The organism is Pseudomonas reinekei (assembly GCF_001945365.1).
GTDB lineage: Bacteria > Pseudomonadota > Gammaproteobacteria > Pseudomonadales > Pseudomonadaceae > Aquipseudomonas > Aquipseudomonas reinekei.
The window spans coordinates 145,439-171,231 of sequence record NZ_MSTQ01000007.1; the positions used below are offsets into that span (position 1 = coordinate 145,439).

Annotated in this window: 20 protein-coding genes and 2 pseudogenes; 15 read left to right on the plus strand and 7 right to left on the minus strand. The window is 53.1% G+C overall.

What is annotated here, in order from left to right; genetic code table 11:
• Nucleotides 1-428 precede the first annotated feature (428 nt).
• Together BVK86_RS13935 and BVK86_RS13940 are read right to left on the minus strand one after the other, a co-directional pair.
• On the minus strand, nucleotides 429-1,856 hold the full coding sequence (locus BVK86_RS13935; RefSeq protein ID WP_075946975.1) for a heavy metal sensor histidine kinase: 1,428 nt from the start codon (nucleotides 1,854-1,856) through the stop codon (nucleotides 429-431).
• Nucleotides 1,853-2,527 carry a heavy metal response regulator transcription factor gene (locus BVK86_RS13940; RefSeq protein ID WP_075946976.1) on the minus strand — a complete coding sequence of 225 codons (675 nt, stop codon included), beginning with the start codon at nucleotides 2,525-2,527 and terminating at the stop codon, nucleotides 1,853-1,855. Before BVK86_RS13940 ends, BVK86_RS13935 begins: the two co-directional genes overlap by 4 nt.
• 494 nt (nucleotides 2,528-3,021) lie before the next feature.
• Between BVK86_RS13940 and BVK86_RS13945 the strand changes: the two genes are divergently transcribed.
• From BVK86_RS13945 to BVK86_RS13965, 5 genes are all read left to right on the plus strand, one after another.
• A complete protein-coding gene (locus BVK86_RS13945) occupies nucleotides 3,022-4,251 on the plus strand; it encodes a TolC family protein (protein WP_408002984.1) in 1,230 nt (409 codons plus the stop codon).
• An 88-nt stretch (nucleotides 4,252-4,339) separates the two neighbouring features.
• The gene (locus tag BVK86_RS13950; RefSeq protein ID WP_075946977.1) at nucleotides 4,340-5,572 is read left to right on the plus strand and encodes an efflux RND transporter periplasmic adaptor subunit; all 1,233 of its coding nucleotides are present in this window, start codon (nucleotides 4,340-4,342) and stop codon (nucleotides 5,570-5,572) included.
• A gap of 26 nt (nucleotides 5,573-5,598) precedes the next feature.
• Complete coding sequence (locus tag BVK86_RS13955; protein WP_075946978.1) at nucleotides 5,599-8,766, plus strand: CusA/CzcA family heavy metal efflux RND transporter; 3,168 nt, start codon at nucleotides 5,599-5,601, stop codon at nucleotides 8,764-8,766.
• A gap of 142 nt (nucleotides 8,767-8,908) precedes the next feature.
• Complete coding sequence (locus BVK86_RS13960) at nucleotides 8,909-9,103, plus strand: co-regulatory protein PtrA N-terminal domain-containing protein (RefSeq protein ID WP_075946979.1); 195 nt, start codon at nucleotides 8,909-8,911, stop codon at nucleotides 9,101-9,103.
• A 151-nt stretch (nucleotides 9,104-9,254) separates the two neighbouring features.
• Nucleotides 9,255-9,587 (plus strand): DUF2790 domain-containing protein, encoded by a 333-nt coding sequence (locus BVK86_RS13965; RefSeq protein ID WP_075946980.1) that lies wholly within the window; start codon nucleotides 9,255-9,257, stop codon nucleotides 9,585-9,587.
• Between the two features lie 376 nt (nucleotides 9,588-9,963).
• Here the strand turns inward: BVK86_RS13965 and BVK86_RS13970 are convergent, their stop codons facing one another.
• The gene (locus tag BVK86_RS13970) at nucleotides 9,964-11,289 is read right to left on the minus strand and encodes an OprD family porin (protein ID WP_075946981.1); all 1,326 of its coding nucleotides are present in this window, start codon (nucleotides 11,287-11,289) and stop codon (nucleotides 9,964-9,966) included.
• A 916-nt stretch (nucleotides 11,290-12,205) separates the two neighbouring features.
• Between BVK86_RS13970 and BVK86_RS13975 the strand changes: the two genes are divergently transcribed.
• The gene (locus BVK86_RS13975; protein WP_075946982.1) at nucleotides 12,206-12,532 is read left to right on the plus strand and encodes a hypothetical protein; all 327 of its coding nucleotides are present in this window, start codon (nucleotides 12,206-12,208) and stop codon (nucleotides 12,530-12,532) included.
• A 30-nt stretch (nucleotides 12,533-12,562) separates the two neighbouring features.
• Here the strand turns inward: BVK86_RS13975 and BVK86_RS13980 are convergent.
• Nucleotides 12,563-13,566: pseudogene (locus BVK86_RS13980) on the minus strand (arsenic resistance protein).
• 76 nt (nucleotides 13,567-13,642) lie between these two features.
• Between BVK86_RS13980 and BVK86_RS30135 the strand changes: the two are divergent.
• From BVK86_RS30135 to BVK86_RS14015, 7 genes are all read left to right on the plus strand, one after another.
• The gene (locus BVK86_RS30135) at nucleotides 13,643-13,978 is read left to right on the plus strand and encodes a hypothetical protein (RefSeq protein WP_075946983.1); all 336 of its coding nucleotides are present in this window, start codon (nucleotides 13,643-13,645) and stop codon (nucleotides 13,976-13,978) included.
• 99 nt (nucleotides 13,979-14,077) lie between these two features.
• A complete protein-coding gene (locus tag BVK86_RS13990; protein WP_075946984.1) occupies nucleotides 14,078-15,334 on the plus strand; it encodes a TolC family protein in 1,257 nt (418 codons plus the stop codon).
• Nucleotides 15,331-16,815 carry an efflux RND transporter periplasmic adaptor subunit gene (locus tag BVK86_RS13995; protein ID WP_075946985.1) on the plus strand — a complete coding sequence of 495 codons (1,485 nt, stop codon included), beginning with the start codon at nucleotides 15,331-15,333 and terminating at the stop codon, nucleotides 16,813-16,815. Before BVK86_RS13990 ends, BVK86_RS13995 begins: the two co-directional genes overlap by 4 nt.
• Nucleotides 16,812-19,970 carry an efflux RND transporter permease subunit gene (locus BVK86_RS14000; RefSeq protein ID WP_075946986.1) on the plus strand — a complete coding sequence of 1,053 codons (3,159 nt, stop codon included), beginning with the start codon at nucleotides 16,812-16,814 and terminating at the stop codon, nucleotides 19,968-19,970. The genes BVK86_RS13995 and BVK86_RS14000 overlap by 4 nt, the downstream gene beginning before the upstream one ends.
• Complete coding sequence (locus BVK86_RS14005; RefSeq protein ID WP_075946987.1) at nucleotides 19,967-20,317, plus strand: copper-binding protein; 351 nt, start codon at nucleotides 19,967-19,969, stop codon at nucleotides 20,315-20,317. Before BVK86_RS14000 ends, BVK86_RS14005 begins: the two co-directional genes overlap by 4 nt.
• A 488-nt stretch (nucleotides 20,318-20,805) precedes the next feature.
• On the plus strand, nucleotides 20,806-21,444 hold the full coding sequence (locus tag BVK86_RS14010; RefSeq protein ID WP_083659331.1) for an antitoxin Xre/MbcA/ParS toxin-binding domain-containing protein: 639 nt from the start codon (nucleotides 20,806-20,808) through the stop codon (nucleotides 21,442-21,444).
• A 451-nt stretch (nucleotides 21,445-21,895) separates the two neighbouring features.
• On the plus strand, nucleotides 21,896-23,002 hold the full coding sequence (locus tag BVK86_RS14015; protein ID WP_075946988.1) for a TniQ family protein: 1,107 nt from the start codon (nucleotides 21,896-21,898) through the stop codon (nucleotides 23,000-23,002).
• Between the two features lie 184 nt (nucleotides 23,003-23,186).
• On the opposite strand, the gene BVK86_RS29980 is transcribed toward BVK86_RS14015, so the two are convergent.
• On the minus strand, nucleotides 23,187-23,579 hold the full coding sequence (locus tag BVK86_RS29980; protein ID WP_075947127.1) for a hypothetical protein: 393 nt from the start codon (nucleotides 23,577-23,579) through the stop codon (nucleotides 23,187-23,189).
• 527 nt (nucleotides 23,580-24,106) lie between these two features.
• Between BVK86_RS29980 and BVK86_RS30140 the strand changes: the two are divergent.
• Together BVK86_RS30140 and BVK86_RS14030 are read left to right on the plus strand one after the other, a co-directional pair.
• Nucleotides 24,107-24,280, plus strand: a pseudogene (locus BVK86_RS30140) (DUF2188 domain-containing protein); the annotation flags it as partial.
• A gap of 245 nt (nucleotides 24,281-24,525) precedes the next feature.
• Nucleotides 24,526-24,780, plus strand: a complete 255-nt coding sequence (locus BVK86_RS14030) for a DUF1652 domain-containing protein (protein WP_075946989.1) — start codon at nucleotides 24,526-24,528, stop codon at nucleotides 24,778-24,780.
• 299 nt (nucleotides 24,781-25,079) lie between these two features.
• Here the strand turns inward: BVK86_RS14030 and BVK86_RS14035 are convergent, their stop codons facing one another.
• The gene (locus BVK86_RS14035; RefSeq protein WP_075946990.1) at nucleotides 25,080-25,406 is read right to left on the minus strand and encodes a hypothetical protein; all 327 of its coding nucleotides are present in this window, start codon (nucleotides 25,404-25,406) and stop codon (nucleotides 25,080-25,082) included.
• Nucleotides 25,407-25,574: 168 nt separating this feature from the next.
• Complete coding sequence (locus BVK86_RS29805) at nucleotides 25,575-25,715, minus strand: hypothetical protein (RefSeq protein WP_157720449.1); 141 nt, start codon at nucleotides 25,713-25,715, stop codon at nucleotides 25,575-25,577.
• Nucleotides 25,716-25,793: the final 78 nt, after the last annotated feature.

Here is a 25,793-nt window from a genome sequence, read left to right on the forward strand (position 1 = left end):
CCTCCATCCAAGTGTGTTTGGGGGATATACTTATCCTCCGGTTCGTTGTTCCAGCTACTCAGTCTATTTATTACTGTAAGCAGTTGGTAAGCTTCTCTTCGCCACAGACTTTTTTGTATTTTCTCCCCCAACGGCCTTCTACGGGCGCGTTCGCCGTCTATAGTTGCAAATTTAAGATAACGAAGAGATGTCTCTAAAATTACAATTTTGAAATGTTATGCGTTGGATCGAGTCTCGCAACCTGGCTGCCAATCGCATTAATCGATTCGAGGGCTTGGGAGAGGGGCACGAAATGTACTTCTAATGCAGTTTGTCTCGCTTCATTATTAGTAAGCTTCGCTATACATCTTTCGACTAGAATCTTGGCAGCAGATTTTTATAAATTCACGATTCATCCATGTGTATTAAGTTAGTCGAATTTTACAGCCTCACTCTTTAATCTTTTCAGGTTTCCAGCTGATTTGTGCATTATATTTTGGAAATGTGAGTCGAAAAATGGTTTCCTGGCCCTGTAAAATTTTGGCGTCTGCAGATCCTTGGTGAAGGCTCATGATGGATCTCACAATTGCTAATCCTAATCCTGTGCCACCCTCTGCTCGTGAGCGACTGGTATCCACGCGATAGAAACGGTCGAAAATATGAGGTAGGTGCTGAGATTCAATCCCCGCGCCAGGATTACTTACAACCAGGGATACTTTCTCCGGTTGAGTTTCTATTGCTATAGAGATTGATTGCCCTGACGGGCAGTGGCGGATCGCATTTGACAAAAGATTTGAAATGGCTCTCTGAATCATAAGGCGGTCACCGAGTACCTTTCCGCAGCCGCTGACACCTATGCTGACATTCTTTTCTTCTGCCGACAGAGAGAAAAGATCGATGACTTTTAATGCTTCGTCCTCCAATAAAATGCATTCAAACGGTACTAGAGTTGCTGGATGACTAACTTGGGCCAGAAAAAGCATATCAGAAACAATTCTGGTGACACGTCCCAGCTCCTCGGTACAGGACTCCAAAACAGCCTTGTACTCTTCTGCTGGACGCTCACGGGAAAGGGTTACTTGTGCTTTGCCCATAAGATTGGTGATCGGTGAACGCAACTCGTGTGCCAAGTCATCGGAAAATTGCGACAGTTGCTGAACCCCGCTATCAAGGCGGTGGAGCATGAAGTTTATGGCATGAGCAAGCTCACTCAGCTCTTGCGGCATTTTCACAACGGAGAGTCGATGGCTAAGGTCCTGGGCCGAAACCATGGCAGCAACTTTACGGAACTCCCTGAGCGGAGAAAGGCCGCGTTGAACAATTGCCCAAGCGCTGATACCAATCAGAACCAGTAACAGCGGAACCGCGACAATGGTCGAGTTCAGATAGGCGTTAAGTAGCGCTTCATCATTAGAACGCTCAATAGTAAGTAGTACCGATACCGACTCACCATCCCGCAACTTCATAATTTTAGAGGCTGCGAGGATGTGGGTTTCTGCCTCCTCAGACCCAGTGGTGTAGGACAGCTTATTACTGGCGCCTGGTTCGGACAGGGTCGCCGAGCGTTCAGGTATATCTGCTCCAAAACTTAGGAGCTGTTTACTCATGTCTACATTGAAGACAGTCAGGTTGAGATTGTCATGCCCTAGTACTTGATCTAACAAAGCATGAGGTTCTTGGCTAATCTCAAGAGTACTGATATCCATCAGTAGGCTGTGCTCTATCTGGCTCATCTTTTTTTCAAGGCTGTCTTTTGCCCGTGAATCCAATTCATGGGAAAGCGCCAGATATGCCAGTACCGCTAAAAACACTACTAGCACTGCTCCCATCATACTGACCGTCAACCCCAGCCGCATCGATAGGCTGACTGGCTTCATTTCCTAGCCTCTAGAACGTAGCCAACGCCCCGGAGGGTATGGATCAATTTGGTTTCAAATGGATCATCTATTTTCGCTCTCAGTCTTCGGATCGACACCTCGACAACGTTCGTGTCGCAGTCAAAATTCATATCCCAAACTAGGGAGATAATCTGTGTGCGAGACAATACCTCTCCGGATTGGCGCATTAGTAAATGGAGCAGAGCAAACTCCTTTGTTGTCAGATCTATGCGTTGCGTTCCCCGGAATGCGCGGTGCCTTCCTTGATCAAGCTCTAAGTCCGCGACTTTAAGCACCTCCGGAACCGGTATATGTTCGCTGCGCCGCATTAGTGTACGTACTCTTGCTAGTAATTCCGGGAATTCAAATGGCTTGACCAGATAGTCATCGGCACCTAGATCCAGTCCTTTGATTTTATCTGCCAGACGTCCTCGTGCGGTCAGCATCATTACCCGAGTACTACTTGTCTGCCGAATGTTTTCGAGAACCCCCCACCCATCAATTTCGGGGAGGTTTACGTCAAGAATTACTAAGTCATAAGCTTGCTGACGTGCCAAGTGAAGTCCGTCTGCACCTGTTGATGCACAATCTACAATGTAACCGCTTTCTGTCAGGCCTTGATGTAAATATTCGGCAGTCTTCAGCTCGTCCTCTATCACAAGGATTCGCATAGGTTTTCACCCTTCTATAAATATGTCGGATTGAATATTAAATTTGAGAGCCAGGGCTGTTAGTTTGTCAGTGTTTAGTGGTTAGTTTGGGTGGCTTATTACGTAAATTTATTTACTGCTTGTATGGCACCTTAAATTTCGAACTGCGAAGCCGATACCTGCCACAGATGAAACAAGGCTTAGATCAATTTCGTTATTTTTTATGTCTGCAAACCATTCATCGAGTCGTGATTGTTCACACATAAGAAAAAATATTTGTTCGTGTTCTGTTTATTTCCATTTGTTGCAGAGCGCTCAGCGTTTCCCGTCGTCTTCATACTAATGCAAAAAATAGAGCCTTGCCGCCGGATAACGTATTTGTAATTTTTCAGTCACCTTGTTGATAGGTGGGGAGAACTACATTTCGCCTCATGGAAAATGTTTTAAGGGTTTTAGGAATGATGGAATTGCTTCGGTATAGAAAGTTTATTACGCACCCAAATATGCATAAAGCCATGTTAAGAGCAGGTGCGATTGCGATCCTTACACTTCTGGTCAGTCCTTTGTTCGCGACAAGCGCTCAAAGGCTCACGATGGATCAGGCTCTAGAAGCTGCTTTTGCCAACAACCCTGATCTGGCTGCAGCACAGTGGGAGATTGGTATTGCTCAAGGAGATCGACAACAAGCGGGCTTGATTCCTAACCCCGAGCTGTCTTGGGAAGCTGAAGATACTCGACGAAATTCACGGACTACGACGGTGATGATCAACCAGCCGATTGAGCTGGGTGGCAAGCGTGGAGCCCGGATAGACGTTGCCAGCCGAGCTCAGGACGCGGCTGGAATTGAACTGGAGCGTAAACGTAATGTTTTGCGTGCTGATGTCATCCAGGCGTTTTACAAATCATCGACGGCTCAGCAAAGGTTGGTCTTGGCTCGTCAATCGGTTGAGCTCGCCGAGCGAGGTTTGCGTGTTGCTCAAGGTCGTATTAAGAGCGGCAAGTCATCGCCTGTTGAAGGTACGCGAGCCGAAGTCCAGTTGTCGGAGGTGCGCCTAGAGTTGAGACGGGCCGAGCGGGATGAGGCCAGTGCCTATCAACAGCTCGCTCAGGTCATGGGAGCACCATTGCCTGCGTTCGTGTCTGTGGGGGATGCCGGCCAATCGATGCCAGAGGTGCCGGAACCCTCGCTGTTGATTAACCGCATCGGCGAGACCGCAGAGCTACGGTTGGCAAAGCTTCAAATCGATCAACGGGAAGCCTCTCTCGGTCTTGAGAAAGCTCAGCGTATTCCTGACCTCACCGTAAGTGTCGGTAGCCAATACGATGAACGAGAACGCGAGCGGGTGAATGTCGTGGGGCTGTCGATGCCTATTCCGTTATTCAACCGTAACCAGGGCAATGTACTGGCAGCTGCCCGCCGTACCGATCAAGCCCGCGACCTTCGCAATGCCAGTGAGTTGCGCCTGCGCACAGAAATTCAAACCACTCTGGATCAGTGGATGACGGCAAACACTGAAGTCGCCTCGTTCAATCAGACCATCCTGCCTGCCGCACAAAATGCAGTTGACACCGCTACGCGGGGTTTCGAAATGGGCAAGTTCAATTTCCTGGACGTGCTCGATGCTCAGCGCACCTTGATCAGCGCACGCACCCAATACATCCAAGCCATTGCAGAGGCGACAGACGCCTGGGTGCGCATCGAGCGAATTTTTGGTGATGTCGACCAGCTCACTCGTGCCCCTTGAATTTCAAATAACTTATTTTTCGCCGCTGCTCAGTGTTGCAGTGCCATGGTATTTCGTGGCTGCCAACTGAGCTGCGCAGGGAGTCTCCATGGATAAAAAACTAATCCTTGTCACCGCACTGACCCTGACGGTGGGCATTGGAATCGGTTCCCTCTGGATGGGTAGCTCCTCGGCACCATCCACTGGGGCTCAGGCGCAAGAAGAACAGGGCCACGGCGATCACGACGATCATGGCAACGAGGGTGCTGCAAAGGAGTCAGCTGAAGGCGAGCATGCCGAAGGCGAGGCAGAAGAAGGTCATCTGACACTGAGCGACGAGCAGATCAACTCGGCCGGTATTCAGTTGGTCGAAGCGAAGGCACAGAGCATCAGCCTCACATTGCCCTTTCCTGGAGAAGTCCGCTTCGATGAAGACCGCACTGCACATGTGGTGCCCCGGGTATCCGGTGTCGTCGAGTCGGTCCATGTCAATCTCGGCCAACCCGTAAAAAAAGGTCAGCTATTGGCCATGATCGCCAGCCAGCAAATATCTGACCAGCGTAGCGAGCAAGCCGCTGCGCAACGCCGTTTGGAGTTAGCGCGCACCACCTACGAGCGTGAGCGCCAGTTATGGCAGGACAAAATCTCCGCCGAGCAGGATTTTCTTCAGGCCCGACAGGCATTGCAAGAAGCCGAAATAGCTATGAGTAATGCTCGACAAAAAATCAGTGTACTCAGTGGTAGCTCGGTGGCCAGCGGCGGTAATCGATATGAGTTACGTGCGCCGTTCGACGGCGTCGTGGTCGAAAAGCATCTGGGTATCGGTGAGGTTGTTAGCGAAACCACCAATGCCTTCACCCTCTCAGACTTGTCGCGTGTATGGGTAACTTTCGGCGTTTCCCCTAAGGATTTGAACAAGGTGCTGGTGGGCAAGGCAGTCACGGTCAGTGCTCCGGAGTTGAACGCCGAAGTCGCTGGAACTGTGGCTTACGTCGGAAGCTTGCTGGGTGAGCAGACCCGCACTGCAACAGTCCGCGTGACCCTTGCCAACCCACAAGGCGCCTGGCGTCCGGGATTATTTGTGACCGTGCTGGTTGAGACCGATACCCGACAGGCGAGAGTCGCAGTGCCGGAAACGGCCGTTCAGACGGTCGAGGACAAGCCAACCGTTTTCGTTCGCACCGAAGACGGATTTCAGGCGAAGCCGGTTGAAGTGGGTAGTCGTGCGGCGGGTCTCGTCGAAATTACCGGGGGCTTGGAGCCCGGTGTTCAAGTTGCTGCTGCCGGCAGCTTCATTCTGAAATCAGAACTGGGTAAAGCCTCGGCTACACACGCCCACTGATCCGCCACTTCCACGAGAAGGTTCTCATGTTCGAACGCCTAATCCAATTTGCCATCGAGCAGCGCATTATCGTGCTGCTCGCGGTTTTTCTCATGGCCGGCCTCGGTATAGCCAGCTATCAGAAGCTGCCGATCGACGCCGTACCCGACATCACCAACGTCCAGGTACAGATCAATACAGGCGCCGCAGGTTTCTCACCACTCGAAACAGAGCAGCGCATCACTTTCCCCATCGAAACTGCGATGGCTGGTTTGCCGGCTCTGGAACAGACACGTTCCCTCTCACGCTCGGGTCTGTCGCAAGTCACGGTGATCTTCAAAGAAGGCACCGACTTATTCTTCGCCCGGCAATTGGTCAACGAGCGTTTGCAGGTGGCCAAGGAGCAACTTCCCGAGGGTGTGGAAGCTGTCATGGGGCCGATCTCTACCGGTCTGGGTGAGATTTTCCTTTGGACGGTCGAGGCCGAAGAAGGTGCCGTCAAGGAGGACGGCAGCCCCTACACGCCAACCGACCTTAGAGTGATTCAGGACTGGATTATCAAACCCCAGTTGCGCAACGTTCCGGGAGTTGCAGAAATCAACACCATTGGCGGGTTCGCCAAGGAGTATCAGATTGCTCCCGATCCGAAACGTTTAGCGGCTTATAAGCTGACGCTTACCGACCTTGTGACAGCGCTGGAACGAAACAACGCCAACGTCGGCGCCGGCTACATTGAACACAACGGTGAACAACTGCTTATTCGTGCGCCTGGCCAAGTGGCGACTACCGACGATATCGCCAACATTGTGATGGCCAATGTCGACGGCACACCAATCCGCATAAAAAACGTAGCGACCGTGGATATTGGACGTGAGTTGCGCACTGGCGCGGCTACGGAAAACGGTCGTGAAGTTGTACTCGGCACGGTGTTCATGCTGATCGGCGAAAACAGCCGAACCGTGTCTCAGGCCGTTGCCGTCAAGCTGGAGCAGATCAATCGTTCGTTGCCTAAAGGGGTGGTGGCGATCACCGTCTATGACCGTACCAATTTGGTGGACAAGGCGATTGCCACGGTTAAAAAGAACTTGATTGAAGGTGCGATCCTGGTGATCGCGATTCTGTTTCTGTTCCTTGGCAATATTCGCGCCGCGCTGATTACTGCCATGGTGATCCCGCTCGCTATGCTATTCACATTCACCGGCATGTTCACCAACAAGGTCAGCGCCAATCTGATGAGTCTTGGGGCTCTGGACTTCGGCATTATTGTCGATGGCGCGGTGGTGATTGTCGAAAATGCCATCCGACGTCTGGCCCATGCACAGCAACATCACGGGCGCATCCTCACCCGCTCCGAACGCTTTCACGAAGTGTTTGCAGCAGCCAAGGAAGCCCGCCGACCACTAATTTTTGGTCAGTTGATCATCATGGTCGTTTATCTGCCGATTTTTGCCCTGACCGGCGTTGAGGGGAAGATGTTCCACCCCATGGCATTTACCGTCGTGATTGCTTTGCTCGGTGCCATGCTCCTGTCCGTTACCTTTGTGCCTGCGGCAATTGCTATGTTCGTAACTGGCAAGGTGAAGGAAGAGGAGAACGCGGTCATGCGAGGGGCACGCCGGGTCTATGCGCCCGCGCTTGACTGGGTCATGGAGCATCGGTCGCTGGCATTCGCCATGGCACTCGGCGTCATCGTTGTGTGCGGCGTTGTTGCCAGTCGAATGGGCAGTGAGTTTGTGCCGAGTCTCAGCGAAGGAGATTTTGCCCTGCAAGCATTGCGCGTACCGGGTACCAGCCTGACACAATCGGTAGAAATGCAGCAGAGTCTCGAAAAACTGGTGATGGCAAAGGTGCCCGAAGTTGAGCGGATATTCGCTCGTACAGGTACCGCAGAGATCGCCTCAGATCCAATGCCGCCCAACATCTCTGATAGCTACGTGATGCTCAAGCCCAAGGCTCAATGGCCTGATCCTAATAAATCCCGAGAGACTTTGATAGCCGATATCCAAAAAGCCACGGCCGCTATGCCCGGTAGCAACTATGAGCTTTCACAGCCTATTCAGTTACGTTTCAACGAGCTGATATCAGGCGTGCGCAGTGATGTGGCAGTCAAGGTATTCGGTGATGACATGGCTGTGCTGAACAGCACTGCCGCGAAAATTGCGGCGTCCATGCAGAAAGTCGATGGTGCTTCCGAGGTCAAAGTCGAGCAGACGACGGGGCTGCCGGTGCTGACCATTAACATCGACCGTGACAAAGCCGCGCGTTACGGTCTAAACGTTGGCGACGTACAAGACACCATTGCGGTGGCGGTTGGTGGCCGCCAGGCCGGTACCATGTATGAAGGAGACCGCCGCTTCGACATGGTAGTGCGTTTATCCGACGCCATGCGCAAGGACCTCGAGGAATTGGCCACGCTGCTGATTCCGGTGCCGGCGCTGCTTAACGGCAACGCCGATCAGATCGCTTTCATTGCCCTCTCAGAGGTGGCGACCCTGGATCTGGTGCTGGGGCCGAACCAGGTCAGTCGTGAAAACGGTAAGCGTCTGGTGATTGTGAGCGCTAACGTGCGTGGACGGGATATTGGCTCATTTGTACAGGAAGCCAGCACCGCCATTGATCAGCAGGTGCAAATCCCGGCCGGCTATTGGATAAACTGGGGTGGGCAGTTCGAGCAACTCCAATCAGCCGCCAAACGCTTACAGATTGTCGTCCCGGTAGCCTTGCTCCTGGTATTCGCCCTACTGTTCATGATGTTCAACAATCTCAAGGACGGCCTGTTGGTGTTCACCGGGATTCCATTCGCGTTGACAGGTGGGGTCATGGCTTTGTGGCTACGTGATATTCCGCTGTCGATCTCGGCGGGTGTTGGTTTTATTGCTTTGTCAGGAGTAGCGGTGCTGAACGGGTTGGTGATGATCGCTTTCATCCGCAATCTTCGAGAGGAGGGGCATTCGTTGGGCTCTGCAATCAATGAGGGAGCCCTAACACGGCTACGCCCAGTGTTGATGACGGCCCTGGTGGCCTCCCTTGGCTTTATTCCTATGGCTCTGGCCACCGGTACCGGAGCAGAGGTCCAGCGACCACTGGCTACCGTGGTGATCGGCGGCATCCTATCTTCAACTGCGTTGACCCTGCTGATACTGCCTGCGCTGTATCACTGGGCGCACCGTCGAGATGAGGATGAAGCCGAGGAAGACAAAACAGCAGCCGTATAGTCCTTTGATTTTAAAGCCCACTGCCGAGTTTCGGTAGTGGGCTTTTTTACGCGAGTTAAATTACGAATCTGTAATCTCGACGCCACCGTGGTGATAGGTTCGGATTGATACCCTAATAGCGTTATCTATATGAGGTGTCAGAATGAAACTTACTCAAATATGTGCTCTTGCAGGTGCTTTAGTCTTTTCTTCGGTTGCGTTGGCGGAGGGTGGCGGAGATAGAACCTTCGAAAAAATGATGGCGGCGAAAGACTTGGCAATGGAGAAATATTTAGCCCGAGAAGGGAAGAGTGCCCCGGTGGTGTCAAGTGACGAAAAGAATGAGAAGGCAAAGTAAATGTAGTTACGCAGGTTGGAACAAGCCCGTCCCAGGTTACTGGTGGCGGGTTTTTTTGGATGGTTTGATTACATACTTGTAATTTTCGTGCCACGCCGTCGCAATGTTTAGATTGATATTCTCGTAACTGTTATTAGATGAGGTGCAGAATATGAAATTTATGAACATTTTCGCTTTCGTCGGAGTTTTAGCTATTTCTTCAAGCGTATTTGCAGAGGGAGGAGGAGATAAGGCCTTTGAAAAAATGATGGCTGCCAACACTAAAGCTATGGAGCAATACGCGATCAGCCAAGGAAAGAGCGCTCCTGTACCGAAGCAATACGAGTACGGGATGAAGGTGGATGTGGTGAAGGTGATCAGTGTGGTGCGCCCTGCGAAAGTCTGCGCAGTAGTACCCGCCGCAATGACTTATGAAGATTCCGAAGGACAGCTAAATACGATCACTTACACGGTCGCTGGAGACTGCCGTAAACGAGGCGGTTAATAGCTGCGCTGCTATCGTACGAATCATTAACGCGCGACCCACTTCGTTATTTAAAGGTGTCGGGCGTTTTTTATTTGCTCAAGTTTTGACAGGCCAAAAAAAGACGTCCCGGAGGACGTCTTAAAAATTCACCTTTTCCAAAGGAGCAAAGGAGCTTCCAAAGGTGAACGGATACTACAACTGAACAGCATTGAGTTCAGACTTTCACAGACTAGCTACTTATCTATAGAATCCCAGCCAGATGCGCTAGCTAGAATTCTATCAACTCACGATAAGTATAAAAAACGTAACCTAACGTGAAGATGATTGAAAGATGACATTTCTGTAACTTTTCGGAGGACGGGACGCTCGCAGCACGAGTCATCCCGTTCGGATATCACAGGATAGCTAATGGATACTCAACAATCACACGTACTTCATCCAGGTCAGATTCAAACGCGGTTGCACGAGTGTTTGCTTGGCGCAGGCGGAAAGACATGTCTTTCAAGGAACCTGTCTGAACAACGTATTTCACCTCAATGTCGCGCTCCCAGCGTTTCTGATCGGTCAGCGGATTTCCGTCTGCATCGCGTCGCATGTAGGTCGCGTTAGCGTTCGAGTAGTCGGCATCGGTGCCACGGCCGTAACGTGTCATAAACGACAACCCTGGCACGCCATATGTCGTCATGTCCAAGTCGTATCGAACCATCCATGAACGTTCTTTAGGCGAGTTGAAATCGCTGTACTGGATTGAGTTATCAAGAAAAATGGAATCCGATTGGCGCAGGTAGTCGAAGTCGTCGTTACCATTATTTCGTTGGTGAGACAGTGCGACAGTGTGTGCGCCATACTTCACGCCGACTTTAGCACTCCAAATATTGTTGTTGAACTCACCCAGCAGTTTTTTGCCTTCGTCGACGGCTTTGTAGTAGTTCACACCGCCGAATACGGAGAGTTCATCCGACAGCGAGTAGTTCAATCCCGTGCCGGCATAATATTGATTCCAAGCGTCTTTAAGACGGCTGGAATAGAGGCTGACAATCACGTTCTTGTTCAGATTGTAGTCACCGCCAAAGTAACCGACCCACGGCGAGTTAACAGGCCCGGCATAGAATGTCGCGAAGTTATCGCGCATATTGCTGGAAGTTGGCTGGCTCATAGCGTGAAGGCGCCCCGCCTGAACTGTCAATCCGTCAAAGCTGGTGTTGGTCGCCGTTACACCAGTGAAGCTTTCTGGCAGAAGTCTGGAGTCACCGGCGGCAACAACTGGGTTAGATGGGAATACGTCACCGACCTTTACTACAGTGTCAAAGGCGCGAACTTTTGCCGCGCCACCAACTTTGGTGTATTCGTCTCTAGCCTCCCCTTCACTATTGACGGGGAGTACATCGAACGAACTACGGCCGCCATTACGACCGTCACCCGTGTCGAGTTTTAATCCGATCATGGCGAACGCGTCAACGCCCACACCCACGGTGCCTTGAGTAAATCCGGATTCGAATTTACTAATGATGGCGTGTGCCCAGGCTTCGGAATAACCGTTGCCTGTCGCGCTCGACTGACCGTTGCGGTGATCACGATTGAAGTAGTAGTTTCGGTTAAGAACCGTAAGGCTGCTGCCTTCTATAAACCCTTCGGCCTTTTCTTCCGCAAATACCACGGAAGGGCCAGAACTGACAACGATCGCCAACGCGGCCATCGAAAATTTTGTGTTGTTATTCATCCATCACTCCTTAGGTTCGGCAGAACTAGAAAGCTCTTCGGCTGGAATTATTGTTTACGGGAAGCAGGTTGTGCCTCCCGTATCGTCGCCGAGCTGTATCGTTGCAATCTGAAGATAACGGGGACATGATTAGAAAATTACAATTTTGTAATGTTCATCTGCTCTCTTTATAAAATTGGCTTGCTTGCGATCCACCAGCCAATGTGCAGGTCTTGTTTGCTACGTTCGTCCATGAGCACCTCATGACCCGCAGCGCAAAACATCGCATTCACACGCAATACGTTGCACAGACCCTACTGCCAGAATGTTCTTTGATGTGCAGCCACAATGGAGCGGCTCGATCCCCCAGGATCTTAGGTATTTAATTTGAATAGCCGACCAACTGGCATAAGGATCGTTGGCGCAGATTACCCAACATCCATGCCTTGGAATAGGAGGCGCAGATCCGAACTCCGTCGGGCACGGCGGCCTGGCAAGATCAAAAATCATTCCCACCTCGCCGGGTGGTGCTAAATTTTGGTGGCGTGGCTAGTCACGAAGCTGTTCAAGTCTGAAGGTCCGTGAAACATTTTTGGTGTTGGGTCAGATTCTCAGGAATATTTTAGGAGTTTCCCATGGATGAAAGAGTCATTGTTTTGGCCGCCTCAGTTTGTCTCATTCTTTTGGTCGTAATTCTTTTCTTGACCTCCATGCATCATTAACGCGGACCAGCAGCCGTTATCAGCGATAACGGACGATCATCGAGACATATTGGCAAGTCAGGTCGTCTCTATTGGTTCCCAAAACAGTATTGTCATGCCGCAGACGATTATTATTGATCACCATGCCAAAGGTGGCGTTCGTTCCTGGTCGATCGGACTGAAATCGCGCAGCCTTGTGTAAAATGTCTCATTCCTAAGCAACGAGAGAATTCCAGATGATGGCAGAACTGAGTGAGGAAGAAATGCGCCTGGCCCTGTTTGGCTCATCAAAACAATCGGAACCACAGCTTTCCACGGGAAAGCCTGAATCGGAGGTCGTATCAAAAGCTGAGCCTAGCCCAAAGCCGAGATCCTTTTCTAAATCTCTCTCCCCGAAGCTTCGGGTTACGTTACACGTTACGAGGGAGTTCGAAGGTGATGTAGAAGTGTTTATCTACGATGCGAATACCTTGAGCACGCTTGTTGCCGAACAAGACGCCAAGAATGAAGCTAAAAAAAAGAAATTTCGGTATTTCGACGTAATATCGGTCAAACCAATCTGAATTGCTTGTGCGTAGTTGACTAGATTGTGATCAGCGCGCAACTGGTCCATCTTGAGTTGAGTCGCAAACCTGTGAGGTCACCGACACCGCCTGCGATTTTTTCCGCCAGACGAGTGCCGGTATTGCGCGTATGTAGATCATCTCACCAATCAACTCAATCAACGTCTGGGTTATCACCGCAGCGGCAGCAAGCCCTCGAATTTCTTCAGGCAATGCCAGGGCCAGCGGAAGAACCACCAAAGAGTTACGTGTCGATGAGCTGAAGTTGACCGCTCTGGCAGTTGTCGACGGTAGCTTGAATGCTTTCGAAGCCAAAGCGCCTATCAGAGGTGCCGGTAGCATAAAGCCGATGTAAACAGGGATGGCCGGTGCTAGCCGGTCGATGTCGCGAGCCACCGACGAAATTTGAGACCCGACCACCGTGATCAGTACCGCCGCCATTGCAGGGACAGGTAGCCAGGCCCAGGCGGCATTCCGACCCCCGACGATTCTCGACCGTTTGGCCAGCGCCGATGTAATCACCGCCAACAACAATGGCGCGACAATCAATACGAGAAAGGCTTCAACGAACGGGCCGATAGAGATCACAACCTCAGACTGTCCGCCCAGCATGAACGTCAAATACAGAGGCAGTAGTACAAACTGAAGTAGCAGCAGAATTGGGGTCGCCGCAAGGATTCCGCGAGAGTCGCCTTTGCGGATGTGTGTGTAAAGACCACTACGTAGTCGATGCAGGGCGTCAGTAAAACCAAGAGCGTGCCAACGAGGATTGCCGAGTGATCCGTAAGACCTCTGGTGAACCCCAACACCAGCATCGGAATCAGTACAAAGTTGGCGATGAGCAGAGCCGACATCAAGCGTTTGTTGCTAAGGCCATCCCGCAGCTCAAGAAAGGCCAGGAACATTGCGTACATCAGCACGGCGATTGTCGGGGTCACCAACGCATCCAGATCTTGCGCTGCTGTAGGCGCCATCAACCCACCGATTGCAGCGGCTAGGCACCTTAAGTCCGGAAATGGAGATGAGCTCGGAATAGAGGTTGGTCACAGCCAACGAAGGAGACTAAAGGGTGAATTGTAAGCTCCATTTTCACCGGCTACACTCCAGCCAATGAAACGCTATCTTCGGTTTTGCCTGATTTTCATGATTAGCTTGGCGCTTCCCCTCAGCGGGATGGCGGGTGTTCAGCTACCGACTGAGCCTTGCCCCATGAAGTCCATGGGGATGATGGACGGTATGGGGCAAGACTGCTGCCAAGACATGAAGAGTCCCACCGAGCACGGCAAACCCTGCAAGCCAGGTCAGGAGTGCAAGACGGGTGGCATGCTGCAAGTCTCGATCATCAAGCCTCCTATCACCTTATCAAGCCCCCTCATACTGTCCTTCTCCCTAGATTCCCATCCAGTACAAACCCCGTCAGGGGTATGGCGACCGCCACGCACTTGATTCCTGTACCACACTGAGCCTCATTCCGCGTTAGCGGGATGGCATATCTGCGTGCATGTCTGATGAAGCGCGCAGTGGATCATCACAGGAATCGTGAACATGAACTCCAAGTGCTTTTGCACAGGGTGGTCCCTCGTGGCCGGCCTGGCGGCAAGCATACTGGCATTGCCGAGTCTCGCTGCCGCATTGACACTCGATGAAGCTTTGCAGCTGGCTGAAAACAATGCGCCGTCGCTGACTGCACAAGACGCGAAAATTCAGGCCGCCAGTAGTGCGGCCATCCCCGCAGGTGAACTACCCGATCCCAAGTTGCTGCTAGGCGTACAGAACTACCCCATTGGGGGGCCGGATCGCTGGAGCATCGACCAGGACTTCATGACTATGCGAATGGTCGGAGTCAGTCAGGAGATGCCCAACAGCGCCAAGCGCAAAGCCCGAATCGAGGTCGCTGATGCGGCCATTGACCGCGCCGCCGCTGAGCGCCGGGTCGAACGTCTAAAGGTTCGTCAGGCCACGGCGTTGGCCTGGATCAACAGCTACTCCGTTGAGCGTAAAGACGCGCTCTTTCAGGACTTCTACAAAGAAAACCGTCTGCTGGCTGATACCGTCCGTGCACAAATTGCCGGCGGCCGCGCTCAACCTGCTGATGCAGTAACGCCCAAACAGGAAGCGGCACAACTGGAAGAGCAGCAGGACGATCTGATTCGCCAGAGAGCGCAGGCCCGAGCGGCCCTGAAGCGCTGGATTGGACCAGCCGCCAATGACAAACCTGTGGGCAGCTTGCCTGAATGGCCTGTCGAAGCCTCTGGCTACTCTCATAAGCTGCAACATCACCCAGAATTGGCAGCGTTTGCGCCAATGACCCGCGAAGCGCAAGCCAAGGTCCGTGAAGCCGAAGCGGAAAAACAGTCGGATTGGAGCTGGGAAGTCGACTATCAGAATCGCGGCCGACAGTTCGGCGACATGGTCAGCGTGCAATTTTCATGGGATCTACCGCTGTTTCCTGACTCTCGGCAAAACCCAAAAATTGCGGCCAAGCACGCTGAACTCAACCAGCTTGAGGCTGAGCGTGAAGCCCTTTCACGCGAGCACACCCAGCAACTGGAGGACGAGCTGGCCGACTATGAACGCTTGAATCGTGCCGTACATCGAACCCAGGACAGTCTGTTGCCCTTGGCCAAGGAAAAGGTCGAGCTCAGTATGGCCAGCTACCGCGCCGGCAAAGGCGATTTGAGCTCCGTCGTGGCCGCTCGGCGCGAGCTCATCGAAGCCCGCCTCAAACAGATCGACCTGGAAGAGCAGCGAGCGCTGACCAGTGCGCGTCTGCATTTCGCTTACGGGGAGTCCAGCCAATGAACCTTAAAAAGTGGAACGGGGCATTGTTGGTAGGCCTCTCGCTGGTATTGGGTGTCGCCGGTGGTTACTGGTTCGCTCTGCAGGGAATGAGCGAAGTACCTGGTGCAGCCCCGGAGCAGAGCCTCCCCTCTCTGGACGAACGCAAAGTGCTGTATTGGTACGACCCTATGTCCCCGCAGCAAAAGTTCGATAAGCCGGGTAAGTCGCCCTACATGGACATGCAGTTGGTTCCTCAGTACGCCGACATCAAAGGGGACAGCGCAGCCGTTCGCATTGATCCAAGCCTGACTCAGAATCTCGGTGTGCGACTGGCTACCGTCAGTCGAGGTGTGTTTGCTTCGAGTCTGGACGTGGTCGGTGTGTTGACCTTCAACGAGCGGGACGTCGCCGTCATTCAAGCCCGTACGGTGGGTTTCGTCGAGCGCGTGTATGCCCGTGCTCCTGGCGACGTGATCAAAGCCAATGCCGCCTTGGCGGATATTCTTGTACCTGAGTGGGCTGCCGCTCAGGAAGAGTTCCTCGCACTCAAGCGCAGTGGCGATGCGGGCTTGCTGGCAGCGGCTCGCCAGCGCTTGCGGCTCACCGGGATGCCGGCGGCATCAATTGCTCAAGTAGAGCGCAGTGGCAAAGTCCAACCAAACCTGACCCTCACCAGCCCTATTAGTGGTGTGCTGCAAGAGCTCAATGTGCGCGAGGGTATGACGGTGGCCGCCGGCGAGACACTGGCACGCGTTAATGGTTTGAGTAGCGTCTGGCTGGCCCTGGCCGTTCCGGAGACTGAATCTGGATCGATCCTCATGGGGCAAGCGGCAGAGGCGCGTTTGCCCGCGTTCCCTGGGGTTGTGCTCAAGGGCGTCGTCAGCGCGATTCTTCCGGAAACCAATCCGGATAGCCGCACCCTTCGCGTACGCGTCGAGTTACCTAACCCAGAAGGCCGTCTCAGGCCGGGTATGACCGCACGAGTGAGCCTCAATCGTTCAACGGAGCAAAGTGTGTTGTGGGTGCCGAGCGAGGCCGTCATTCGCACCGGTCGACGTGCCCTGGTGATGCTCGCTGAAGACGCTGGCCGCTATCGTCCTGTTGAAGTGTTGATCGGGCAGGAAAACGATGGCAAGACGGCGATCTTGAAAGGTCTGGAAGAGGGCCAGAAGGTGGTTACCTCTGGCCAGTTCCTGCTCGACTCGGAGGCCAGTCTTAAGGGTATCGTTGCAAACTCAGAGGAACAGTCACCCACCAACGCAGCAGCCTCCAGTTTTCATGAGGCGGATGGGCAGATCGTTGAGATCAACGACAAAGAAGTCACACTCGCCCATGGCCCCTTCAAAACGCTGGGCATGCCTGGCATGACGATGACTTTCCCGCTCGCCAATCCGGCTCTGATGCAGGGCCTCAAAACGGGCGACAAGGTCCGGATTGCAGTGAGCCAGACCGACGATGGCTTGCGTGTCGAGCGCCTGGCCAAATCGGGGGGCCAGCCATGATTGCTGCCCTGATTCGTTGGTCGGTGGCCAACCGATTCCTGGTGCTACTGGCGACACTGTTCGTCACGGTTTGGGGCATCTGGTCGGTGCAGAGCACGCCCATCGATGCGCTACCTGATCTCTCCGATGTTCAGGTGATCATCCGCACCCCGTATCCGGGACAGGCACCGCAGATCGTCGAGAACCAAGTGACCTATCCATTGGCGACCACCATGCTTTCGGTGCCTGGCGCCAAGACCGTGCGCGGCTACTCCTTCTTTGGTGACAGCTTCGTTTACGTGCTGTTCGAAGACGGCACTGACTTGTATTGGGCTCGCTCGCGGGTGTTGGAGTACCTGAGCCAAATACAAAGTCGCTTGCCGGCCAGCGCCAAACCAGCGTTGGGGCCGGATGCGACAGGCGTTGGCTGGATCTTCCAATATGCGCTGGTAGATCGCAGTGGCGGACACGATCTGGCGCAACTTCGTGCACTTCAGGACTGGTTCCTCAAGTTCGAACTCAAGACTCTGCCCAACGTTGCCGAGGTGGCTACGGTGGGAGGGATGGTCAAGCAGTACCAAGTGCAGCTTGATCCGCTCAAATTGGCCAGCCTCGGTATCACCCAGGCCGAGGTGACGGAAGCGATCGGCAAGGCTAATCAGGAAACCGGTGGCGCCGTCCTGGAGATGGCAGAGACCGAGTTCATTGTGCGGGCCTCCGGCTACTTGAAGACGCTCAATGACTTTCGGGCGATCCCACTCAAGCTGGGTTCGGGCGGTGTGCCGGTGACCCTTGGCGATGTTGCCGCGATCCAGTTGGGTCCGGAAATGCGGCGTGGCATCACCGAACTCGACGGCGAAGGCGAGACTGTTGGCGGCGTGGTAATTCTGCGCAGCGGCAAGAACGCTCGCGAAACCATTGCGGCGGTCAAGACCAAACTCGACGAACTGAAAAGCAGTTTGCCGGCCGGAGTGGAAATCGTCACCACCTACGACCGCAGCAAGCTGATCGACCGCGCGGTGGAAAATCTCAGTCACAAACTGCTCGAAGAGTTCATCGTCGTCGCGTTGGTCTGTGGCATCTTCCTCTGGCACCTGCGTTCATCGCTGGTGGCAATCATCTCCCTGCCGGTGGGGGTGCTGATCGCCTTCATCGTGATGCGCTATCAAGGGATCAACGCCAACATCATGTCCTTGGGCGGGATTGCCATCGCCATCGGCGCCATGGTCGATGCTGCCGTGGTGATGATCGAGAACGCCCACAAGAAGATTGAGGCCTGGCACGCGGCCAATCCGGGGGAAGAACTGAAGGGTGAGCGTCATTGGCATGTAATGACCGAAGCGGCAGCAGAGGTAGGCCCGGCGCTGTTCTTCTGTTTGTTGATCATTACCCTATCGTTCATTCCGGTGTTCACCCTGCAAGCGCAAGAGGGCCGGCTATTCGGCCCTTTGGCTTTCACCAAGACTTACGCCATGGCCGCAGCGGCGGGATTGTCAGTGACCTTGGTGCCGGTGCTGATGGGCTACTGGATTCGAGGACGAATTCCCAGTGAACATCAGAACCCGTTGAACCGCTGGTTGATCCGGATCTACCAGCCGGCTCTGGACGCGGTCTTGCGGCGACCAAAGATCACGTTGCTGGTGGCGCTATTGGTTTTTGTCAGTGCGCTATGGCCAATGTCGCGTTTAGGTGGTGAGTTTCTTCCGCCACTGGACGAGGGCGATCTGCTCTATATGCCTTCGGCTCTGCCGGGATTGTCGGCGCAGAAAGCAGCGCAATTGCTGCAACAGACCGACCGTCTGATCAAAACCGTTCCAGAGGTCGAACATGTCTTCGGTAAAGCGGGGCGCGCTGAAACCGCCACCGACCCGGCACCGCTGGAGATGTTCGAAACCACCATCCAGTTCAAACCACGTGAGCAATGGCGTCCAGGCATGACCCAGGAAAAGTTGGTGGAAGAACTGGATCGAGCGGTACGAGTCCCAGGGCTGACAAATATCTGGATACCGCCGATTCGTAACCGTATCGACATGCTGGCTACGGGGATCAAGAGTCCCATCGGAGTGAAAGTTACCGGCACCAACCTGACGGAGATCGATGCCGCGACTCAGGCCGTCGAGCGAGTGGCCAAGGGTGTACCCGGTGTCAGTTCGGCTCTGGCCGAGCGACTAACCGGTGGTCGCTATATCGATGTGGATATCGACCGCAAAGCCGCCGCCCGCTACGGACTGAATATCGCCGATGTGCAATCCATCGTGGCCGGTGCTATCGGCGGTGAAAATGTCGGGGAGACCATTGAAGGGCTCGCACGCTTCCCGATCAACGTGCGTTACCCACGGGAGTGGCGTGACTCGCTCGGTGCCTTGGAGCAATTGCCGATCTATACCCCGCTCGGTAGCCAGATCACCCTCGGCACCGTAGCGAAGGTCAAGGTCAGCGACGGTCCACCGATGCTCAAGAGCGAGAACGCACGACCCTCTGGTTGGGTATACATCGATGTGCGGGGGAGGGACATTGCCTCGGTAGTCGCCGACCTGCGTCGGGTCGTCAGTGAACAGGTCAAGTTGCAGCCCGGCATGAGCCTGAGTTACTCGGGGCAGTTCGAATTTTTGGAACGGGCCAACGCACGACTCAAACTGGTGGTGCCTGCCACTCTGTTGATCATCTTCGTGTTGCTCTACCTGACCTTCGCCCGCTTCGATGAGGCCTTGCTGATCATGGCCACACTGCCATTCGCGCTGACTGGCGGGGCATGGTTCCTCTATCTGTTGGGGTTCAATTTGTCAGTCGCCACCGGGGTCGGCTTTATCGCCTTGGCCGGTGTTTCCGCCGAGTTCGGCGTGATCATGCTGCTCTACCTGAAGAACGCCTGGGCCGAACGTGAAGACCTCGGCGACCGCACTGAGCGCGGTCTGGTGGCGGCGATTCGTGAAGGCGCCGTGCAGCGTGTTCGACCCAAGGCCATGACCGTGGCCGTCATCATTGCTGGCTTGTTACCCATTTTGCTGGGCAGCGGGACCGGCAGCGAGGTGATGAGCCGAATTGCTGCACCCATGGTCGGCGGCATGGTCACGGCACCCTTGCTTTCCCTGTTTGTCATTCCGGCGGCCTATCGCCTGATGCGTCGCCGGCACCTCTCAGTTGAACCCATTAACTCTCAAGGAAACGTCCTATGAAACTGACCCTGATTGCAGTTGCAAGCACCGTATTTGCGCTGTCTCTTTCTGCCCTGGCAGAGGATATGCCGGGCATGAAAATGGACGGTATGGAGGGCATGCAGATGAAGCAGGAAACAACGCAGGCTCCAGTCGCCACCGCCGACGGAACGATCAAGGCTATCGATACTGTGAAGCATACGGCGACCATCGCTCACGGCGCTGTTCCAGCTGTGCAATGGCCGCCAATGACCATGGCTTTTTCCGTTACGGAAGATCAACTGACAGGGCTGTCGATCGGAGACCGCGTATCGTTTTCCTTTCGGCTAGAGGGCGGCAAAGCCACTATTGTGTCTATTAAAAAGTGAAACAGCAGTAGTGAAGTTGGCCGGCATGCGTTGTCGTGCCGGTCATTATCACTAAATCCGCAGGTCAGAAAAAACGGTACACCTGTGATGTACTTGACTGGCTGCTTAGCCGATTACGGCCTTTCGTCTACAGCGGTTTTGAGTCGCTAGCAGTCGAGGTTCGGACTAGGTTGGATGGTGATTCCAGCCAATGGAAAGTCACCAACTCGCGTTACGACTGATTTCCTTCCCTTCGGCGAGTCTCTTTCTGACTATACCGATGGCTGTCGCAGACCCATTACCGTCCGATGTAGCACTCGAAAGTGAAAACGGCGGGCGTGCAGTCGAGCTTTCGCTGGCATCTTTGCCGATGCGCCGGAGGGCGCAGCCGCTCGTCGCAATAACCAGCAAGAATTGCCTCTATGCACGGTTATCCAATGACGAGATCAGCTCTGCGCGCGAGCATAATGACGTGTCTTCTCTAATGACGAAATGAGAGCCGGACGATCATGAGTGAAAGCGAGCGTTGGATAGTCAAATGCCAGAATACTGAGGACGGTAGCGGCGATGTCATCGTTGATTTACCTCCAGAATTGCTTGTCAAAATGGGGGTAGGTGTTGGGGACGATCTGACGATTACGGTAGTGAATGGCACAATAGTGCTGAAGCCTACGCATGGCACAACATCAGTGCAGCCCGTGTTTGCTGGAGTCCTGCGTGATGATGCTTATCATGCCTACCGCATCCGGCTGGAGGCGTCTCTAAATATCCCCTCAAACGCCTCTGATCAGGACATTCACGACATGATCGTAGCTGGCTTCTCGGCCAGCATGATCATGTCGCTTTGCGACGTTGGAACCATAAGTCCGGAAGAACGCGACAGAATCATTCCACTCAAAACACTCAAAACAAAATTGGCCAGCAATCAGCTCTTAACGGTGGATGAGAGCGATCGACTGTTCCGCTTTGCACACATTACCGCCATGGCCGAGGTGATCTTCGGGGATGCGGGAAGGGCCAAACAATGGCTTTCCAAACCCAAATCCCGTTTTTCGGGCAAAAGTCCAACTGCAATGCTGACTACAACCCACGGCACACATCGGGTCGAAGAAATGCTGATTCAGGTAGCTGAGGGCATGTCATTTTGATCCAACGGCAGCTAAGTAGAACCAGCACAAGCGGGTACGCGACCGCAACTATTCATTCAGCTAGCGTGCTCCGTTAAGCCGCTTACCCCTGAATTCAATGAGCCGCTGGTGTCAAAATATTTTGTTCGGCACCAGTCTCGACTTTAAATTGGCTCCTGCGGGTAGTGTCAATCTATGTTGTTATAAACTCATCCCGTCATTCGAATATCACCATGGGTTGTGTCAAGTTATGTTGTCATCTGGGGAGCGCTGAAGGTCCTATAAATGACTGATTTTATTGATGTTCGTGTGTCAAACTATGTTGTTGGGCACCAACTTTGAAAGTACGAAATAAAGTCTGTCGGAATTGAATAAAGTCTGTCGCTGGCGCCTACCCCCCGGTTTGGTAGCTAGCGACGCTTTCCTCCGCTACTCGCTCTTCTGAGCGTAGCTCAAGGTATGAAAGCCCAAAATGATGCTAGCGATACAGCCAGAGGAGACTCTGCGCTCCTTTGTTGAAAGAACTCTTTTAATTAAAGGAAAACATTCTTCCGAGGAAGTTTTTCGCAAGTTCCCAAGATGGGCCACCCGAGTAGATGTTTTGAAAATTGCCGATACACTTGGATGGTTTGGCTGTCACGGCTTAAACAAAATACTGCATAGGCATACTAATTATCCTCTAACGGCAGTTTTTAAAAATATTCAAGATGTCTCTTACTCTCGGGGCGAGTATCTGAGTTATTCACGTTGGTATGATTACAATAGAAATCCATCAGGTTTTTGTCCTGTTTGTGTCGCAGAAGATATTGAACGCTTGGGATTTTCTTTCTGGCGGCGTGCTCACTGTTTAAAGCTGAACGTCTGTGCGGAGCACAATGTAGAGCTAGTCAAACGATGCCCTGCTTGTGACAAGCAGTTTTCCCATGGGGGTCATGATCTGGGAGTGATGTGGAGGACCTGTAAGGGCCGACATTTAAAAGATAGCCCTGTGACTGTGAACACAGATCCATTTGAGTTGAAGAAAGCTCAGCTTTTTACGGATATTCTGTCATTCACACATCACCTTTCTGAGGAGGCGGTACTAGCGGTCTTGAATGAAAAAAAAATCCATAAAGACGCAGTATTCGAACAAAAAATCTGGAACTCTGAACCCGACAGACACTGGGGAACTGAAATTGAGAGGCGCTTGGGAATTGTTAAGAACTGTAGGTCTGAAAACAGCCTCCCACCTGATCAATCCACTGATCTTATTATTCAAGCTATAGTCGAAACCTACGAAAGTTTTGCTGACTTCGTCTGGGATGTGAAAGCTTACAGGGACGAAATTCGACCGATCGAGTCTTTGTGGTCGACTTATAAAGCAGGGGATCAGGAATCACCGCATTTCGTCGAAGAGAACTATAAATATGGTGTGGGGGTTTGGAGCTGCCCTTTCCCTGCTAAACGAAATTGGGGCGTGTGGGATTGGCGGCCTGTTTATTATCCCTGCTGTAACTTTGAGCGGCCAAAGAGAAAAGGTCCTCAACCGCAACCTGTACTCGTTGAAAATGCACCGCCGGGTATCTACATTCGGTACTAGTTTTACGAGATCAAGCATGCCGATCTTTGCAAGATTCACGACACAGCAAGCTAAACGTAAAACTACGCATGGTGACCAGTTAACGGGACGCCCTGCCTGAGCTCGACTGATCAAGGAGTAAGCGAGCATGCCTCGGTCATTTGAGGATGTCTACCATGCCTACCGACTTGGCGAATCATCCTGATCAGCCGTGGGTATTTCCCTCGACCTCATCCTGCGCGGCCAGAACGACCTGATGTGGCATCTGCGCGAGAAGATCCTGGGGCCGTCTACCGCCTAGAAAGCTGTTCGGGGAAATAAACCAGAATGCCATTGCCCATCCCCCTTTCATTTGAGAAAGGATGGTAACTACTTCTTGCAACCCCGCTTGAGGGGTGATGCTTGCCTTAGTCGAGAATGCGTAGCTGGGAAACAAGCTGCAGCCGTCGTACTCGATCTTAAAAATCCTGCTCTCTCCGACCCATACCGATAGCGCCGGCGCGAGCCACTCGGCTTGAACGCAGAATCGCTCAGCAAGCTCACGAACATCGAGGAAGAAGCCGGATTCGAGGATATGTTTCTGACCACGAATCAGCATCTCTCGCTCTGCTGTGAAAATTCTATTCGAGTCTCTCATCACTGCAATGTCCTTGTACCCAGCGCCTTCCTTTAGTCTAGCTCCAATAGAAGTAAGCAAATCCCTAACTGCCTACCCATCGTCAGATCAGAATGCAAAACCTGCGGTTACGTGCGTCAGCGCTCCTCAGCCTGAGAAATCAGCCGATTCTGTTGAAAAAAAGTCGCCACGGTTTGCGCAACTTAAAAGTACGCTGTCGATATCGGAATCGTTTTTTCGTATCAGCAAAAAAGGCGTTTCCACAAGTTAACGATTAGCAGTTTGGGCAGGCCTACTTTTTTCAACGCAATCGGCCGATTTCCGTCTGTCACTATGGGCATCGAGAGTTGTTTTCAGCCTATCGTACCCAGTAAGAACGCGGATGGCGGGCAGAGAGCTGTTTCCTAATCTATAAATGGAGACCCCTGCATAGGAGTTTCATCATGATCAAACCCCAAGACCGCACCATCTCCCAACGCCCAGGTGGGACGTAGGAAAACAAGCGCAACGATTCAGACCGAGCCTTAAGCGTCCACGATACTCAGGCAGAGGCGCTGCAAGCCGCGCGCACCATGCTGCAAAACCAAGGTGGTGGTGAAATGACTACTAAGGGGCGCGACGGACAGTTCAGGGCAAAAGACACCATCACGCCCGGCAATGATCCCCGGGACGTAAAAGGTTGAATGCCGCCACACTGTACGAAGTGCAATTTGCTGGTCAGTGCCCATTCCAATAGGTAGGGCAAGTCGGTGCAATTGCACCCTTAGCGTACGATTTTCTCCGTTTTCTCTATTCGCCCCGCTTCAATCGACCCACAGCGGTCATCCGGACGACACGGAAAGAGATGTGATTTTCCGCCCCCATCCGTAGATCGGTAGCGATTATCAATATGCTATATCCCATTCACTTGACCCCATGGACGTAAGTCATGATCTCTACGCTTGAGCTTCGCCACATTATTGAATGTGGATTCCAGCCTCTTTCTTGCACCTGCTCAGTCAATTTAGATGGATCATTGAAGATCAAGGTCTTCGACGCGACCTCAGGACGGGTCGATCTCCTGGTCACCGCGGTCACGACCAGCGAACTGACGTCCAGCCGAGCCATTGCAAATTTGATTGGAGACCTTCGCTCTGAAATGGCTGCGCGCCAAGCGAAGGGCACGGTGGTGTTGGTGACATAACACCGGTGCATTGCCTCGTTTGATGGAGAATCATTCCTACCCTGGAGCGCTCAGTTAGGCTGGCGGTTTGAGGCGCGCGGTAGACTGCAACATTAAGTACAACCCTTCGACGTCGCCTGGATTCAGCGCACTCACGGTCTCTATGCCCAAAAGCAAAGCCATTGGCGCGATCCGCTTTGCGTAACGTGTCCTCCAAAGGGGCCGCACTGTTAATTGCCCGCAATAATTTGCTGGCCTGGGGCACGTATCGCCGCCGGCATACCCAACGGTGCCAATGGATCGCTGTTTGGTTCGCGCGCTCATATCCATTGCCAACCGTTCAGGTTGGCAGGTTGATCCACGGCCAGCTCGTGCTCCTCAACGTCGAATTCAAGCCAGCCGCCTAATGGCTCGTTGCGCCCATCGATGATCGAGCCTTGCATCATGTGCCCGCCAGGCAGTACCAAGCGCAAGACGTTGGCACCCTTGGGGCCTTGCAGGTAGTGGCCGTACTCAATTCGGGCGCGATCGGATCCGACACAACTCACCACCACGGGGAATTCCAAGGTGGATAATTCGGCGGGAACTCGGCCCCGGTACATGGCTATGACGGTAACCGTAGCAGGGCCTTCGTAGGCGTAGCGCATGACTGGATTCCCATTTCGGCGAAGGGACGTCTGTGCATAAAACTAGAACGCCGATAGGGGTAAATCGGCTCTGGAGGTTGTAGTCCCGCACCGGGTCAAAGTGCAAGGCCTTTCATAATCAGATTAGCTGATGCTCGATACACCGACCTGCTTGCGCTTGCCTAAGGCTTAGATCACCAACGTGTTAAGGCTCGAACCCTGTGCCAACCCTGGAACCACGGCCAACAGTTTCCAGCCTTGGGCCAGCTTTTCGTTCGCATCCGTGTCGCCGACGATTTGAACCACTTCGGCCGCTTCGTGAATCTGCATGTTCTGCGCTTCGTAGATTTGAGTTATTCAGACTAGCAGGGCTTGTCCAGCGGCGCCTGGAGGTTCGAGTGGTGCGCG